Origin of the sequence: Streptomyces sp. NBC_00414 (assembly GCF_036038375.1) — a bacterium.
In the GTDB taxonomy this organism is placed as follows: Bacteria; Actinomycetota; Actinomycetes; order Streptomycetales; family Streptomycetaceae; genus Streptomyces.
Genome location: NZ_CP107935.1, coordinates 331,023 through 346,654 on the forward strand (window position 1 = coordinate 331,023; position 15,632 = coordinate 346,654).

General features: G+C 70.3%; 13 protein-coding genes and 1 pseudogene. 6 read left to right on the forward strand and 8 right to left on the reverse strand.

The window, feature by feature from the left end; all coding sequences use genetic code 11:
• Positions 1–36: 36 nt before the first annotated feature.
• Positions 37–738: a response regulator transcription factor gene (locus tag OHS59_RS01550; protein WP_328491554.1), complete on the reverse strand. Its 702-nt coding sequence runs from the start codon at positions 736–738 to the stop codon at positions 37–39.
• Positions 735–1,913, reverse strand: coding sequence for a sensor histidine kinase (locus OHS59_RS01555; protein WP_328499006.1), 1,179 nt, complete (start codon positions 1,911–1,913; stop codon positions 735–737). Before OHS59_RS01555 ends, OHS59_RS01550 begins: the two co-directional genes overlap by 4 nt.
• Positions 1,914–2,113: 200 nt before the next feature.
• Here OHS59_RS01555 and OHS59_RS01560 point away from each other — a divergent pair, with 200 nt between their 5' ends.
• Entirely contained in the window at positions 2,114–3,619 is a 1,506-nt protein-coding gene (locus OHS59_RS01560; protein WP_328491555.1) for an alpha/beta hydrolase, read from the forward strand.
• 12 nt (positions 3,620–3,631) lie between these two features.
• The gene (locus OHS59_RS01565) at positions 3,632–4,285 is read left to right on the forward strand and encodes a hypothetical protein (protein ID WP_328491556.1); all 654 of its coding nucleotides are present in this window, start codon (positions 3,632–3,634) and stop codon (positions 4,283–4,285) included.
• Positions 4,286–4,573: 288 nt separating this feature from the next.
• Here the strand turns inward: OHS59_RS01565 and OHS59_RS01575 are convergent, their stop codons facing one another.
• Positions 4,574–5,395, reverse strand: coding sequence for an APH(3'') family aminoglycoside O-phosphotransferase (locus OHS59_RS01575; protein WP_328491557.1), 822 nt, complete (start codon positions 5,393–5,395; stop codon positions 4,574–4,576).
• A gap of 307 nt (positions 5,396–5,702) precedes the next feature.
• On the opposite strand from OHS59_RS01575, the gene OHS59_RS01580 reads away from it, so the two are divergent.
• Positions 5,703–5,969 carry a hypothetical protein gene (locus OHS59_RS01580; protein WP_328491558.1) on the forward strand — a complete coding sequence of 89 codons (267 nt, stop codon included), beginning with the start codon at positions 5,703–5,705 and terminating at the stop codon, positions 5,967–5,969.
• Between the two features lie 528 nt (positions 5,970–6,497).
• Here OHS59_RS01580 and OHS59_RS01585 read toward each other — a convergent pair.
• Complete coding sequence (locus OHS59_RS01585; protein ID WP_328491559.1) at positions 6,498–7,085, reverse strand: TetR/AcrR family transcriptional regulator; 588 nt, start codon at positions 7,083–7,085, stop codon at positions 6,498–6,500.
• Between the two features lie 74 nt (positions 7,086–7,159).
• Between OHS59_RS01585 and OHS59_RS01590 the strand changes: the two genes are divergently transcribed.
• The gene (locus OHS59_RS01590) at positions 7,160–8,206 is read left to right on the forward strand and encodes an aldo/keto reductase (RefSeq protein ID WP_328491560.1); all 1,047 of its coding nucleotides are present in this window, start codon (positions 7,160–7,162) and stop codon (positions 8,204–8,206) included.
• A gap of 903 nt (positions 8,207–9,109) precedes the next feature.
• On the opposite strand, the gene OHS59_RS01595 is transcribed toward OHS59_RS01590, so the two are convergent.
• On the reverse strand, positions 9,110–10,057 hold the full coding sequence (locus OHS59_RS01595; protein WP_328491561.1) for a LysR family transcriptional regulator: 948 nt from the start codon (positions 10,055–10,057) through the stop codon (positions 9,110–9,112).
• Positions 10,058–10,145: 88 nt separating this feature from the next.
• Between OHS59_RS01595 and OHS59_RS01600 the strand changes: the two genes are divergently transcribed.
• A complete protein-coding gene (locus tag OHS59_RS01600; RefSeq protein WP_328491562.1) occupies positions 10,146–11,474 on the forward strand; it encodes an aspartate aminotransferase family protein in 1,329 nt (442 codons plus the stop codon).
• A gap of 90 nt (positions 11,475–11,564) precedes the next feature.
• On the opposite strand, the gene OHS59_RS01605 is transcribed toward OHS59_RS01600, so the two are convergent.
• On the reverse strand, positions 11,565–12,587 hold the full coding sequence (locus tag OHS59_RS01605) for a hypothetical protein (RefSeq protein ID WP_328491563.1): 1,023 nt from the start codon (positions 12,585–12,587) through the stop codon (positions 11,565–11,567).
• Positions 12,588–12,704: 117 nt separating this feature from the next.
• Here OHS59_RS01605 and OHS59_RS01610 point away from each other — a divergent pair.
• Positions 12,705–13,292: pseudogene (locus tag OHS59_RS01610) on the forward strand (GlxA family transcriptional regulator); the annotation flags it as partial.
• A 131-nt stretch (positions 13,293–13,423) separates the two neighbouring features.
• On the opposite strand, the gene OHS59_RS01615 reads toward OHS59_RS01610, so the two are convergent.
• Together OHS59_RS01615 and OHS59_RS01620 are read right to left on the reverse strand one after the other, a co-directional pair.
• Entirely contained in the window at positions 13,424–14,533 is a 1,110-nt protein-coding gene (locus OHS59_RS01615; protein WP_328491564.1) for a hypothetical protein, read from the reverse strand.
• Positions 14,534–14,797: 264 nt separating this feature from the next.
• Positions 14,798–15,520: an alpha/beta fold hydrolase gene (locus tag OHS59_RS01620; protein ID WP_328491565.1), complete on the reverse strand. Its 723-nt coding sequence runs from the start codon at positions 15,518–15,520 to the stop codon at positions 14,798–14,800.
• Positions 15,521–15,632: the final 112 nt, after the last annotated feature.

The window sequence follows — 15,632 nt, forward strand, 5'->3', positions numbered from 1 at the left end:
TCGGAAAGAACCCGACCTTGGAAAGAACTCCCCCGCTCAGTCCTCCGCGTCGCGGATCAGGAGCGCGATCTGCACCCGGTTCTCGACCGCCAGCTTGGCGAACAGGCTGCCGGTGTGGGCCTTGACCGTCGCAACCGTGATGCCCAGCCGTTCGGCGATCTGCGCATTGCCCAGTCCGTCCGCGACGCCCCGGGCGGTCTCCCGTTCCCGTTCGGTCAGCGTCGACAGCCGTTCGCGCGCGGCAGCGCGGGAGTGGTCACGGGTGTGCGCGGAGTCCGGGCCGGTGGCCGCGGCGATCACCCGTGCGGTGGCCGCCGGGGACAGCACCGGCTTGCCGTCCGCGACGGTCCGCACCGCGTCGAGGATGCGTGCGGGCGGGGTGTCCTTGAGGACGAAGCCGAGCGCTCCGACGCGCAACGCCCCGAGCACCAGGTCGTCGGAGTCGAAGGTGGTCAGCATCAGCACCCGGGGCGGCGCCGGCCGGGTGAGCAGCTCCCGGGTCGTGTCCAGACCGTCCCGGCCCGGCATCCGTACGTCCATCAGCACGACGTCGGGCCGCTGCTCGTCCACCACGGCGAGCGCGGCGTTCCCGTCGGCCGCCTCCGCAACGACGGTCAGGTCCGGTTCGCCGTCGATGACGAGCCGCAGGGCCATACGCACCAGCTCCTCGTCATCGACGATGACGACCCGCACGGGATCGTGTCTGCTCTCCGGCGATGTGCTCCTGTCGTGGCTCATGCGCTCTTTTCGTGACTGTGGGCGGGGCCGTCCGGCCAGGGCAGTCGTGCGGTGAGAACGTACCCGCCATCGGGCGTGGAACGGTGGTCGAGTTCGCCGCCGACCAGGGTGATCCGCTCGCCGACTCCCAACAGGCCGAAGCCGGAAGCGGGTGGCCGTGTGGTGTGCAGGGGGGCCGGTCCGTTGCGGACGCCGATGTCGAGGGTGCCGCCCTCGGTGCCGTCGAGGGTGACCTCCACGACCGCGCCCGGGGCGTGCTTGGTGGCGTTGGTCAGCGCTTCCTGGACGATCCGGTAGCAGGTCCGTCCCAGGCCGCCGGGCGGAGTCGCGGCCACGGTGTCGGTCAGCCGGACATCGAGCCCCGAGGCGCGGGCGTCTGCCACCAGGTCGGGGATCCGGTCGAGTGAGGGCTGCGGCGGTTCCGGGCGGCCGGGGTCGGCGCGGAGGACACCGAGCACCTCCCGCAGCTCTTCGAGTGCCTGGTGGGAGCCCTCGGCGATACCACGGACCAAGAGACGGTTCTCGTCGGCCGAGAGGTCGCGGCGGTGGTCGAGCACCCCGGCCTGCATGGCGACCAGAGAGATGCGGTGCGCGAGGACGTCGTGCATCTCGCGGGCGATCCGGTTGCGCTCCATGGCCCGTGCCTGTGCCGCCCGCGCGCTCTGCTCCCGCTCCGCGCTCTCCGCCCGCTCCCGCAGGGACCGCACCTCGACCCGCCGCGCCCCGACGGCCATGCCCGCGGCCACCGCGATCCCCGCTGTCAGCGCCGGCACCACGACCTGGACCCACCACTGCACGTCGGCCGAGCCCTGCATCGGGAACATCCCGACGGCGATCTGCGACGCGATGACGTAGGCCAGGACGACGGCCCCGATCTCCACCGGACGGCGGCGGGTGGCGACCGAGCACAGTGCAAGCAGGGCCGCGCCGGTGGCGAGGGCCGAAGCGGTCGAGGCGACCGTGACCGCCAGGGCCACCGTGAGGGGCCACCGCCGCCGCCACAGGAGCACCGTCAGGCAGCCCAGGGCGACCAGCGGATCACCGAAGAGGATCCAGGTGTCCGGGCCGCCGGGCTGCTTCCGCATCAGCGCGAGGGTCGTCAGCCAGATCGGCACGCTCACGACCGCGGCCACCATCAGCCGCCAGGCCTGCTGCCACACCCCGAGCCGCGGCATCACGTCCGTGTTCACCAGGCCATTGTCGCCACATCGGGCGACCCGCGGATCACGCCCAGGGCCGATGCGCCTACGACCCAGGTCTAACCGGCTCCTCTCCCCCGGTCCAGGCCGGGTCGGTCCGTCGGGCCGATGTGCCGGCCGTTCCTGATCAACAGACTCGTCGGCGTGCCGGTAGAACCCCCACAGGAGGACACCTCATGCGCAGAAGTCTGTCCCTCGCCCTCACCGCCGCAGCGTTGGCGGTGACCGCATTTCCGGCGTCGGCGTCCGCACCGACATCTTCAGCATCCGCGACGACACCATCGTCCGGCGCCCTGCGGTGGGGCCCGTGCCCCCAGGGAGCCTCCGCGCCCCGTCTGGAGTGCTCGACGCTCGAAGTCCCGCTGGACCACCGCCATCCGGACGGCCGGCAGATCGATGTCGCCGTCTCCCGGCTGGCGAGCGAGAAGCCGTCGCAGCGACGCGGCATCCTGCTGACCAACCCGGGCGGCCCAGGCGGTTCCGGCCTGATCTACCCGGCCGTCCTCGCCGCGTCGGGGCTGCCGCAGGAGGTGCTCGACTCCTACGACATCATCGGCTTCGACCCACGCGGGGTGGGCCGTAGCACTCCGGTGACCTGCGACCTGACGAAGGACCAGCAGTGGCGCGGCAACTTCCCGCCGTACGCGCACACCGCGGCCGACGTGGCGCGGGAAGCGGGGTACGCGCGAAAGATCGCCGGGCAGTGCGGGAACTCACGGACGGCGTGGATGCTGCCGCACACCACCACCGCCAACACCGCACGCGACATGGACCGCCTTCGCATCGCACTGGGCGAGCCGAAACTGTCGTATCTCGGCGCCTCCTACGGCAGTTACCTCGGCGCGGTCTACACGACGTTGTTCCCGCGGCGGGGCGACCGGATCGTGCTCGACAGCAACCTGGGTCCCGGCGGCTACGACGTCACGGCCATGCGGTCGTTCGCCCGGGGGCTGGAGGACCGCTTCCCCGACTTCGCCGCGTTCGCCGCCGGACACCCCGAGTACGGTCTGGGTTCCACGCCGAAGCAGGTCACCGCCACGTTCTACGAGCTCGCGTCCCGGCTGGACGCGAAGCCGGTCCAGGGCGTCAACGGGACCGCGTTCCGCGCGTTCACCTTCGAGCAGTTGTACGCCGACAGCTCCATGCCCCTGCTCGCCGAGTTCTGGCAGGCGGTGGACACGGGCGGGAAACTGCCGCTCCCGGAGCCGCCCGCCGACCTGGAGAATCTCCTGGCCTCCCGTTTCGCCGTGGTCTGCGGTGACTCGCGCTGGCCGGGAACGGTCCGGGAGTACCAGCGCAATGTCGCCGTCGACCGGCTGAAGTACCCGATGCTGGGCGGCTCCACGGCAAGCATCAACCCCTGCGCGTTCTGGCCGCGGGGGCGGACCGAACCGCCGGTGCGCATCACCGGCCGGGGTCCCTCGAACGTGCTGATGATGCAGAACGAGCGCGACCCGGGCACGCCACTGGCCGGCGCCCGCGAGCTGCGGCGGGCCTTCGGCGGGCGGGCCACGATGGTGACGGTCGACCAGGGCGGCCACGGTGTCTACCCGTACGGCGGCAACACGTGCGCCGACGATGCCGCGACGACGTTCCTGACCACCGGTGAACGCCCCGCACGGGACCTCGCCTGCGCGGCTCAGCCCGGTGACGCGGCGCACCCCGGCACAGTGAGCGACTGAGGGGCGCCGGAGATGTTCAAGGAGACGCGAAGCCGCCGGGCCGCCCGGCGGATCACCCCCGGGGACGGACGGCCGCTGAAGCGGTTCCGCTGGTGGCAGCTGCCCTACCGCTCCCTCTTCTACCTGCCGCTGCCCGGCGGTGACGGCGGGAAGGCGGTCTACGCCGTGGACGTCAGACGCGGTCAGGACCAGACGTCCTCGAAGGCCGGGGCCGACCTGTACCTCGACGGCAGGCACCACGCACGGTCGATGCTTCCCGCCGCCTTCCCGGTCCCCGGCGGCACCGTCGAGGTACGGCTGAGCAACTTCGGGCTGCGGCGCTGTCACTACGTCACGGCCGGGGGCACCGCACATCTACTCGTCCCGGACCGCGACTCCGCCGAGGGACGCCGTGCCCACCTCGACCGCGCGCATCCGGCACTGAGCCGCTGGATCGGCACCGTCTCACTGACGGTGCTCGTCGTCGCCCTGGTCATGCTGGGCACGCAGCTCGCCGAACAGGTCGCCGAGGTACCCGCGGTGGCCGCGCGCGTCGGAGCCTTCACCGCGCCGTTCCATCCACCGGCCTGGTGCAACGTCGCCCTGACCCTGGTCACCCTGGCGGCCAGTACCGAGCGGGCGCTGCGGCTGCGGTACAGCCGCCTGCTCGACGGCGTGGCGGGCTGACACCGCGGGGCGGCCCGAGCCGCCGCACAGCCGGACACGGCCGTCTGGAAGCCAGAGAGGGAGTTCGAGTCCGGCGGGGTCGGGGTCGTCCCCAGTGACCCGGTGACCCGGTGACCCGGTGATGACGTTCTCGAACCGCGTGTCGGCGTCGCCGTCGGTGGTCTTGGCATCGACCCGTGTACGGGACGACGGAGCCGGTGAGCTTGATCGGGTCGCCGCCGCCCTGTCCGACGGGGGAGGCAACGCCCTCGGCGCCGGAGCCGACGGACAGGCTGCGGGTGGTGGCAATCAGCCCCAGGTGAGCGGGTCGAGGTGGAGGTAGAACCGCCGGCGGTCGTGGTCGAGGGTGATGCCGTACCTCTCGGCGAAGGCCATGTCCGCATCCCGAGCCTGCTCCTCGTCCGTCCACGTTTCTCGCGCGTTGGCGAGCAGCAGCGACAGGTCGGCGTAACGGTCGGCCAGTCCGAGGCGGCCCAAGTCGATGAAGCCCGACACGTCCAGGGTCTGCGGATCGAGGATGATGTTGGGCAGGCACAGGTCCCCGTGGCAGACGACCATGTCGACGGCTTCCTGCTCCCGTCGGCGTGCGACCTGCCGGGTGAGGCGGTCCAGCAGCTCCGTGGCGGGCGTCTGCCGCTGGTCGGCAGGGAGGAACTCGGGATTTACGGCGTCACGCGCCACGACGTCGCGCGCCACGGTGACCATGGCGTCCACACCCCAGCGAAAAGGGCACTGGGACACAGGCGTCTCGTGCAGTCGGCGGACCGCGTCCGCGATACGTTCCCAGGCGACCCGCAGTTCCTCAGCGGGCACCTGATCAGCGGGCACGCCGGAGACAGCACTCGTCACCAGACAGACGCCGTCGTCACCGGACCGCCAGTCGAGCACTCGTGGACCGGGTACACCCTGCTCGCTCAGCCATGTGCCCCGATCACGCTCGGCTTCCAGTTCGGCTGCATCCGCGGCAGGCACGCACTTGGCATACCGAGTGCCGTCCGCGCTGCGAAAGACAGCCGCTCCCGACTCGCCCGCGGTGACAGGCGACCAGCCGCCGTCATCCACGCCGAGCAGCACCGGTGACACGGTCCGAGTTCCAGGGCGATCACTCATGACTGGGACTCTAGTCAGCCTGGCATGGGGACTTGCACCGCAGATCTCCGCCCCAGCCACGGACATCTGCCTGTGTCCGGCCCAACCACTCGTCTGAGGCGTCGGCCCCGCAAGCGGTGCCTTACGAACCGCACGAATTTGGGCTGCCCGGGGCCGATACACAGTACCGATGACCATGGGGCTTCCCTGGTGGTCATGGTGACCGCGACGTCAAGTACCGGTGTTTCTACGGGAATCGCGGGCAACCGTACCGTGGCTGATCCATGTGGGGATCGAGTCTGAGTGCGATCACTCGAAGGAGAGACAGATGACCACGCAGTATGGCGACCGACCGACCGGGCAGCAGCCCCACGGTGCACCGCAGGGCACGGCGACCGGCAACGTGCTGAGCATCATCGCGATGGTGCTGGGTGTGATCTCGTTGCTCTTCTTTCCGATCGTCTTCGGTGTGATCGGCCTGATACTGGCCATCATTGCCAAGACCGTCCGGCATGAGCGACTCGCCGTGCCCGCCCTCGTGGTCAGCGCTGTCGGCCTGATCGGCGGGCTGCTCCTCGGTGCTCTGCTGGCTTAGGACGTCACGCTTCCTCGGGATCGTGTCGGACAGGGCCGCGGTGTCCGGTTAGGTGGGTCGCAAGGCGGAGTACGACCCCTGTACGAATGCGCTCGGATCGTGCGGCACCGCCGCGAGACACCTTGCCGGGCGCCATGGACTGGGGCTGATCCAGAAGAACGCCCCAACGACCGCGTGCACGACAAGCGGTGAGGCGTCGAGAGATCTCGGTGGGAATGTCACCACCCGGCCGCCCGTCCGAGGGCCCTGGCCCTGACGGTCGGCGCCTGCGCCTGCGTCGGTGTCTGCGTTCAGACGTGTACCTCATGGCGCGGCACTCATCTTGAGAAGTCAGTCACCGGCTCACGCCGAGCCCTTCGACCCGCCGTGCTTCCTCCCACGGCTTCGACGAGGACACCCGAAACGTGGTACCGGCTGTCGGTAGGCCGTCGTGCGCAGGTCGTCCCCGTGCGCGGACGCCTCAGGCAAGCGAGGCGTCTCCTCCCCCACCGTCCCGCTCGCGGGCCTTGGACGCACTCCAAACAGGCCTTACTCCGAACCGGACTTGCTCCGCGCGGGATGTGCCCGGTCGGCTCCTGGCTGTCCGTTGACGATCGACATCAATGCTGCGGTGAAGGGCGCGGGGTCCAGGTCGCCGCGGATGGCCAGTTGCTGGCTGTAGCTGATGCAGACGGCCGTGAACCCTTCGGCAATCTGCTCGGCGTGCCGTCTCCGCCGATCGGGGACCAGTTCGGCCACGGCGGCCCTCATGGCGGCAAGCTGCTGTCCCACCACGGCCGCCAGCTGCGGCGACACCGATGCTTCGGCGTAGATCTGGGCTACCAGCCTGGCGTGACCCGTCTCACGCGCACGGACACGTACGTGTTCGAGGAAGCCCGCGACAGCCTCGACGGTGAGCGCCTTCGGCAGTACCTCACTTCCCTGTTCGCAGACTGCGACGACGATCTCGTCCTTGCTGGTGAAGTGCCGGTAGATGGCCCCGTTGGAGAGCCCGGACTCGGTGACGATGTCGGCCATGGACGTGCGGGCGAAGCCGTGACTGGCGAACCGGGCCCGCGCGGCGTCCACGATCTGCCGACGGCGGGCGTCCATGTGTTCCTGGCTTACCTTCGGCATAAAAAAGAGTGACCCCTCGTTTTTCTTTGTTACGGTGGGCGAGCCTACCGCACCACCACATCCCAGGAGCTGCCATGCGTTACCGGACCTTCGGCCGACTGACCGGACTGCGCGTGTCGGAGTACGCGCTCGGGACAGCCAATTTCGGCATGTCGGACACCGGCGCAGGCCCCGAGGGCTCTCGCCAGATCTTCGAGGCCTTCGTCGCCGCCGGCGGCACCACGTTCGACACCTCCAACCTCTACCAGGACGGACAGGCCGAAACCGTGCTGGGCGGGCTGCTCGGCGACCGGCGCGACGACTTCGTCGTCATCACCAAGTACAGCGGAACGCGGCGGCAACATCCCCGGCCCGGCACCACCGGCAACAGCCGCAAGACCATGGTCCGCGCCCTGGAGGCGAGCCTCCGTCGCCTCGACACCGACTACGTGGATGTCTTCATGCCGCACTTCCCCGACGGAACCACCCCGATCGAGGAGATCCTGGCCGGGTTCGACGACCTGATCCGCTCCGGCAAGATCCTCCACGGCGCCCTGTCCAACTTCCCCGCCTGGCGGGTCGCCGGCGCGGCGGTGCGGGCGGACCTGCACGGCCTGGCTCCACTGGTCGGTATCCAGACCGAGTACAGCCTGGCCGAACGCTCCGCCGACCGGGAACTGCTGCCGATGGCGCAGGCACACGGCTTGGGCGCGTTCCTCTACTCCCCGCTCGCCGGAGGGCTGCTCACCGGCAAGTACCGACAGGGCGGACAGGGCCGGTTGAGCGCTCGCGGCGACACCGTCGAGGGCACCGTACAGCGCACCGCCGTCGTGGACGCCGTACTCGCCATAGCCGACGAGAACGACGCAAGCCCCGTCCAGGTCGCCCTGGCCTGGCTCCGCCGCCGGGCCGCACAGGCCCACACCGCCCTGATCCCGGTCGTCGGCCCGCGCACCCTGACGCAGTGGGAGGACTACCTGCGCTCGCTCCAGGTCGAACTCAGCGACCAGCAGTATCAGCATCTGGACCGGATCAGCGCAGTCCGCATGGGCACCCCGCACGAGGACGTCGCCGCCGCCCTGGAACACGGCTTCGACGGCGATCGCACACTCCTCGAACCTCTCACCGTTCCCGTCGCGTGACACCGACGGCTCAGAGGGTGCCGGTGAGGTAGCGCTCGCGCACCCCACTGGACCACGACCTGAACGCCGCCATCGCGCCGCCGTCAATGAGATGACCGTACGACGGCAAGTCAGACCTGTTGCTCGCGTCCACCGGAGCCGACCTGGCCGACCTCACCTCACTCGCCGATCGCCCATCCCTAGCGAGTCCTGAAGAAACAGAGCGTCCGGCCGTTCTCATCCGGCGTAGCGTCCGCGCACGCCGACCGCCATCCCTCGGGGAGCGACGGTGTCGGGACGGGCTCTTCCCTCCCGTGTCGCTGCGGCTCCGCCGAGTCCTGCGAGTCCTGCAACCACAAGGTCAGGCCGCCTGCGGCTGCCACGAGGATCAGCCATACCGCCACGGCCCACCGCCATGCCCAGCGACGGCCCGTCACCACCACGGCTCCCTCTCGACCACCGCGTCCATTGCGTCCATTGCGTCCATTGCGTCCACCGGGATCGGGCCGCACACGTACCGGTACTTCTCAGCCGCGGGTTCCCGCGCTTCGTATCGCATCAGCGCATCCAGTCCAACGGGGCGCATGTCGAGCGCCACCTGTGCGTCGGGGCCCTCTGAGAAGTCGTACAGGGCCGCAGCGGAGGGGAGTTGAGCGAGCGTCCCACAGTGGAGGGAGGCCTTCCTGCTCAACGGTGCGGCCGCGTGTCGACCTGCGATACGCGCCGTACCGGCGAGCCATGTCCCGCTGGACGTACGCTGCGAGGTGGAGTGTGTGGTGCGTTCGGACATGAACCCACGCTACGACCTCGGCCGCGTCCACCGTCACAACCGCCTTGCCCTGGGCAGCTGTTGTGGTGGTCCCACAAGGTGTGCCGTTCGTCGAGGACTCCACAGAAAGCGGGCCGAGGGTACGTGGCGAGCCGTCACGCCGTACCGCTCGGCGGCATCGCGGTACCCCGCTCGGTGGGCGGAGTGAGGGGCGGACGCGTCGGATCGTGACGCAGGGCGTCGAGGACGACGCGGACGGCCGCGCGGGTGGGGGTACCGCGACGGACGGCGGCGGTGATGGTGCGGGTGACCGGGGTGGCGAGTCCGCGCGTGGTCACGTCGTAGCGGCTGTGGGCGACAGCGAGGGCCGGGAGAAGGGAGATCGACAGTCCGGCCTCGACATGCTGCAGCGCCATCATGTAGTTGCTGAAACGGCACACGACCCGTGGTTCGAAGCGGGCCTGCCGGCACAGCCGCCGGGCGAGGTTGGCCATGTAGGACTGGGGCATGTCGAAGGACCAGGCCTCGTGCGCGAAGGCGGCCAGGTCGGCGGGGCCGCGTCCGGCGGAGTGGCCGGGAGGCAGGACCAGCAGCACCGGGTCCTCGGCCAGCGGCACCAGTCCGAGGTCCGGGCCCAGCGGAAGTTCGTCGAAGTCGGTCGTGGTGATGACGATGTCCGCGTCGGCCATGCGCAGGGCGGGCATGCTCGCGTGCGGTTCCAGTTCGAGGATCTCGACGTCCAGGTGCGGGTGGACGGCCGCGAGCCGAGTCACCGCCGGGACGGCCAGCGTGTGGATGGCGCTCTGGAAGGCTCCCAGCCGCACCAGCCCCGAAGGCTCCTCACCGAAACCGCGCAACTCGCTCTCGACGCTGTCCATGTGGTCGAGGATCGCGCGGGCCCGCTGAGCGAGGATCAGCCCGGCGGACGTCAGCCGTACCCGCCGCCCCGTGCGTTCCAGCAGCTTGGTGCCGGTCTCGGCCTCCAGAACGGCGAGTTGCTGGGAGACGCTCGACGGGCTGAGATGGCCGGCCTGCGCCACCGCGCGCACCGTACCGAGCGTGTCCAGCCGGCTGAGCAGCCTCAGCCTCCACGGGTTCATCATCCAGGGGATTCTTGTACGGTTCTTCCGCACAGGAAAGCCGACATCGTGTGATGGACGCGAACCTCTACCTGTCCCTACCGTCGACGTCATGGCAGACGACACGACCGGCACGGACCGCGACGCACAGTTCTGGCACGACGCACGGCGCCATCTGCTGCGCTACGGCGTCGCCTTCACCCCCGAGATCATCGAGCGCGCGAGCGGCAGCTTCGTGTACGCCGCCGGTGGCCGCCGGATCCTCGACTTCACCTCCGGCCAGATGAGCGCGATCCTGGGGCACAGTCATCCACGCATCGTGGAGTGCGTCCAGCGGCAGATCGCCGGCCTCGACCACCTCTTCAGCGGCATGCTCAGCCGCCCCGTCATCGACCTCGCGCGGCGGCTGGCCGGCACGCTGCCCGACCCGCTCGACAAGGTACTGCTGCTCACCACGGGCGCGGAGTCGAACGAGGCAGCGGTACGGATGGCGAAACTCGTGACCGGCCGCCACGAGATCGTGTCGTTCGCCCGGTCCTGGCACGGCATGACCCAGGCCGCCGCGTCGGCGACCTACAGCGCGGGACGCAAAGGCTACGGACCGGGCGCGCCGGGCAACTTCGCCATCCCCGTGCCCCACTCCCACCGCCCCGACATCACTCACCCCGACGGGACCCTCGACTGGCAGCGCCAGCTGGACCTCGCCTTCGACCTCATCGACGCCCAGTCCACCGGCAGCCTGGCCGCGTGCCTGGTCGAGCCGATCCTCAGCTCCGGCGGGGTGATAGAGCCGCCCGCCGGCTACTTCGCCGCCCTGCGCCACAAGTGCCGGGAACGCGGGATGCTGCTGATCCTCGACGAGGCGCAGACCGGCCTGTGCCGCACGGGCACCTGGTACGCCTTCGAACGCGACGGGGTCGTCCCCGACATCCTCACCCTGTCCAAGACACTCGGCGCGGGGCTCCCGCTCGCCGCGGTGATCACCAGCGCGGAGATCGAGGAGCGGGCCCACGAACGCGGCTTCCTGTTCTTCACCACCCATGTCTCCGACCCGCTCGTCGCGGCGGTCGGCAACACGGTCCTCGACGTTCTCGAAACCGACCACCTCGACGAACAGGCCCGTAGCCGCGGGGAGTTCCTGCGCAAAGGACTCGACGAACTCGCCGCACGCCACCCGGTGATCGGCGACGTACGCGGCAGGGGTCTGCTCCTCGGCGTCGAGTTCGCCACGGGCGACACCGACACATCGGCCGGGGACGCTCTGGGTGCGCGTGTCACCGGCCGCTGCCTCGAACTGGGCCTGCACATGAACATCGTGCAGCTGCCGGGCATGGGCGGCACCCTGCGCATCGCCCCGCCCCTGACCGCCACCGAGGAGGAACTGACCCTCGGCCTGGAGATCCTGGACCAGGCCCTCACGGAGGCGGCCCGCACGGCGTGAGCCCTCGCTCCTCCCCCGCCGGTTCCCGCGGCCACCGGGGCCTCCGGCGGGTTCGGGTGGGCGCGATCACGCTTCATGCAGCGAGCTGGATCACGGGAGCGTGATGAAGGCGATGCTGTCTGTCTGCGCGATGGCCAGCCGGGTGCCGTCGGGGTGGAGGGCGGCCACGGGAGAGGGGACGTGGGTGACGCCGAAGCATGTGGTCTTGGCCGGTACGCCGACCTCGGGCCATTCCGCGACGAGGCGCCCGGTAGCGGTGTCGAGCAGTCTTGGGTGGCCGAGGAGAGAGATCACGTGATCGCCGCGGGGCAGGAGCAGGACACCCGGCTCGGCATCGGCGATCGGGTTGCGGTGGAGCCACCGTCTCTCGGACACCGACCACACACCGAGGTGGCGAGCCGGAAGCGTGGAGTCCTCTTCGCCGCTCGCTGCTTCGCCCCCTGTCGCCAGCACCAGCCGATCGCCGTCGAGCCAGCAGCCCGCTGTCACCTCGCCGTTCATGACCGCCGCCGCAGGCAGCAGACCCTCGCCGTCCAGAGTTGCGGGGTCGGCGAGCGCGAGCGCCGTGTCGTAGACCATGGCGACCCCGAAGGGATGCCAGAACCATCCGACCGCGAGCAGGTACCGGCCGTCCGGACTCAGGCTGAGCCTGGAGTGGAAGACGTCCCTCGGCTCACGGCTGCCGACGGTCAGCCGCTCGCCGCTCGCCGCATCATCGATCTCAAGCACGTTGTACTCGTCGGGGCAGTGCACGACGACCTCGCGCCCGTCACCCAATGCGCCCAGGGCGAGCGGGTAGTCGTAGTTCTCCGCCTGGTAGTCGCTGCGGTTCAGCTCCCGCACGACGCGTGCTCGTTCGAGCAACACCCCCTCGACGCCGCGTTCCTGGTACACGGCGGAGTACGGCCCTGAGACCGAGGTGACCCCGGCGTCAAACGGAAAGCTCCACGCGAAGTCCACCTTCCGTTCCACCCCGTCGCGACCCCAGCGCCGACCGCATCCGGAGACCAGTTCGTCGCCTTGCCACACCAGCGCTCTCGGCGCGGCCTCTACCGGTATCGACTCCACGGTCATGGACGACCACCCCATTCCGAGAACCCTGGACAGGCCCATCGCCAGGAATCTACGGGACTCCCTCGGCGGGACAGCGGCCGGGATCACACGAATTGCTCACTTGCAAAGTGTCGGGGACCTCGACGCGAAGTTGGAAAGGGCTCAGTGGCCAACTGAAACTGGAAGATCGCGGGCGAACTCGCCGCCCGGTACCCCAAGACCCGTGTCGAACCCGACGCCATCTACGTACGTGACGGCACTGTGTACACCTCCGTGGGTGTCACCGCGGGTATCGACCTCGCGCTGGCCCTCGTCGAGGAGGATCACGGCCCCGACATCAGCCGGTTGGTGGCCCGCGCTCTGGTGGTCTACCTGCACCGGGAGGGCGGTCAGTCACAGTTCTCCGCTCCCCTGCAAGGGCCGCCGCCCCGGTCCCCCGCCCTGCGCAGGGTGGTCGACCTGGTCACGGCGGAGCCCGCCGGTGACTACTCCCTCGCCGGACTGGCCGCGCACCTCAGCGTCAGCACGCGTCATCTCACGAGGCTTTTCCGACAGGAGCTGGGTACCACGCCTGCCCGGTACGTCGAGTCGATGCGGTTCGGCATCGCGAAGTCGCTGCTCGACCAGGGGCACACCGCGACGCACGCGGCGTCGTTGGCCGGGTTCCCGAGCTACGAGAGTCTTCGCCGGGTCTTCGCGCGGGAGATGTCCATCAGCCCTGCCGCCTACCAGCGGCGCTTCACCACCGCACGCCGTCCTGAGTAGCGGTCTGCCGGATCGCGCCCCGGGTCTGCTTCCGCGGTCTCGGCTTCCGCTGCAAGGCAAGCCGGAGACCGGGATCCAACACCTTCCGCCGGCCGGCTGGAACCGGGGATCCAACACCTTCCGCCGGCCGGCTAGAAGACGCGGGCGCGCATCTGCAGTGCGGAGTTTTCGAGGATCTCGCGCAGCCACGGACTACGAACGGCCGGCAGCCGGACCAGGGTGTGGCGGAACGCTTCCGGGTCGGTCCGGAACAGATGACCGGGGTGCGGCGCGGGCGGGTCGTCGCGAAGGACACCGTCGGGCATGCCGCCCGAGGCGGGGACGGGCAGGTACTGCTCGGGGAGGGCAAGCCACAGCCATACCCCGAAGGGCAGCGGCACCGGGTAGGCCGAGGCGGCCGGGCCGGCCGGGGTCCAGGTCTTCCCCGTCTGCGGATGGACTGGCACGAGGAGGATGTCGGCGTCCGTGTCGGGGGCGTCCTGTCCCGGTCCTGCCAGGATGGCCCGCCGCGCCGGCGGACCTGCGGGCAGCAGGGCGTCGAGGGCGCGTTGGAACACTTCCGCGGTCAGGCCGTCCGGGACCGTCACCGGGCGGCCCTCCGAGGCAACCAGCAGGTGGGCGAGCGCCCGGCCCGCCGCGGCCTCCCACTGCGGACTCCAGGACCACCAGTGGTCCGGGCCCACCCGCGATCCCCATCTGTCGACCGGCTCGAACGGGGGCGTGCCCTTCCCCTCCGCCGGCAACTCCGCCCAGGAGAGCGGCACGGTGTCGGCGTCATCGACACGGTGGCGACGTACGGCGTTCGGGGCGAGCCACACCGCCTGCCAGAGCGAGCAGTCGTCGATCCGGCTCGCCACGGGCAGGCCACACGTCGCACAGGCCATGTTGGGGCCATCGGCCCCGCTGAGGCCGCAGCAGCAGCCGCTGCCTCTCATCTCCGGCACCAGCACGGTGCCGCGGGTGTCTCCGGGTGCGATGACGATCGCGCCGGGCGGCCCGTCGGACAGGGCGTGGACCGGCGCGTGGATGCCGCGGGCCGCCGCCTCGTCCGGATCGGTCTCTTCCCACCTCCGTCGCGGCGGCCCCCAGGGCTCGGGATCCACCGCGAACGTCCCCGGCTCCATGAGCACCGGGAGCTGAATCCCGTTTCCCCACGTCTGATGGGCATGAACCGGCAGGACGACCTGGGACAGCGAGGTGGTCAGACCGGCACCGCACCTCGCACACACGAAAACGAACAACAATCCTCCGCTGGGAAACCAGCAGCATCGTCGCAGTTCGCCGGTGGCCTGCCAACGCGTTTTCGTCCACCGCCGCCGACCCGCGCCACCCGAGGGCGGGCCGTCCTGCTCGGCCTCGATGCCGGCGGGGTCCGGGCCGGGTGCTGGGAGCGACCGACAGGCCCCCTTCCGACCTGCGCGTCACCGAAGAGGGCGTCCGTTCCAGGAACATTGGCCTTTGTCTCCTGGAACGGACGCCCTCTCACGTGTCAGGCAGGAGCCCGGTCAGGCGGAAACGCTCCGGACGGCTTCACGGATCAGATCCGCGACCTTCTTGGGGTGCGCGAGCATGACCAGGTGGGAGGAGTCGACCTCGGTCGTGGTCATGCCGGCACGCTCATAGCCGAAGCGCTCGACGTCGGGGTTGATGGTGTGGTCCGACGACGACACCAGGCCCCAGGACGGCTTGGTCTTCCAGGCCGCGACCGGCGCCGCCTCGGCGAATGCCGCGCCGGCCAGCGGACGCTGGGAGACGGCGAGCACCCTGGCCAGGCCCGGGTCCACGTCGGCGGCGAAGATGGCGGGGAACTTGTCGGTCTCGACGGTCACATCGGTGCCGGGCTCGTCCGAGCCGTCGACCGGGAACGGCGTGTACACCAGGGCCGAGGCAAGGTCGGAGTCCGGGAAGCGACCCTGCAGCTCGCCGAGGCTCTCGCCCTCCTCCAGCGCGTAACCGGCAAGGAAGACCAGGGCCTTCACGTTGTCCTCGACGCCCGCGACGGTGATGACGGCACCGCCGTAGGAGTGCCCCACCAGGACGACGGGGCCGGGGACGGCGCGGACGACCGAGGCGATGTAGGCGGCGTCGCCGGTCAGACTGCGGTTGGGCACGGCCGGGACGAGCACCTTCAAGCCGTCGGCCAGCAGCTCCGGGACGACCCGGGCGAAGCTGGACGCGTCGGCGAAGGCACCGTGCACCAGGACGACGGTGGGCGTGGAGTCACTCATGGGATTTCCTTGTCGGTTGTGTGTGGTCCGCGTCGGACGTGTGCGGTCCGACGGACGCCGGTACGCGTGGCCCGTCGTGCGCGGACGGTTCGTTCGTGGTGAGGCCGTCGCC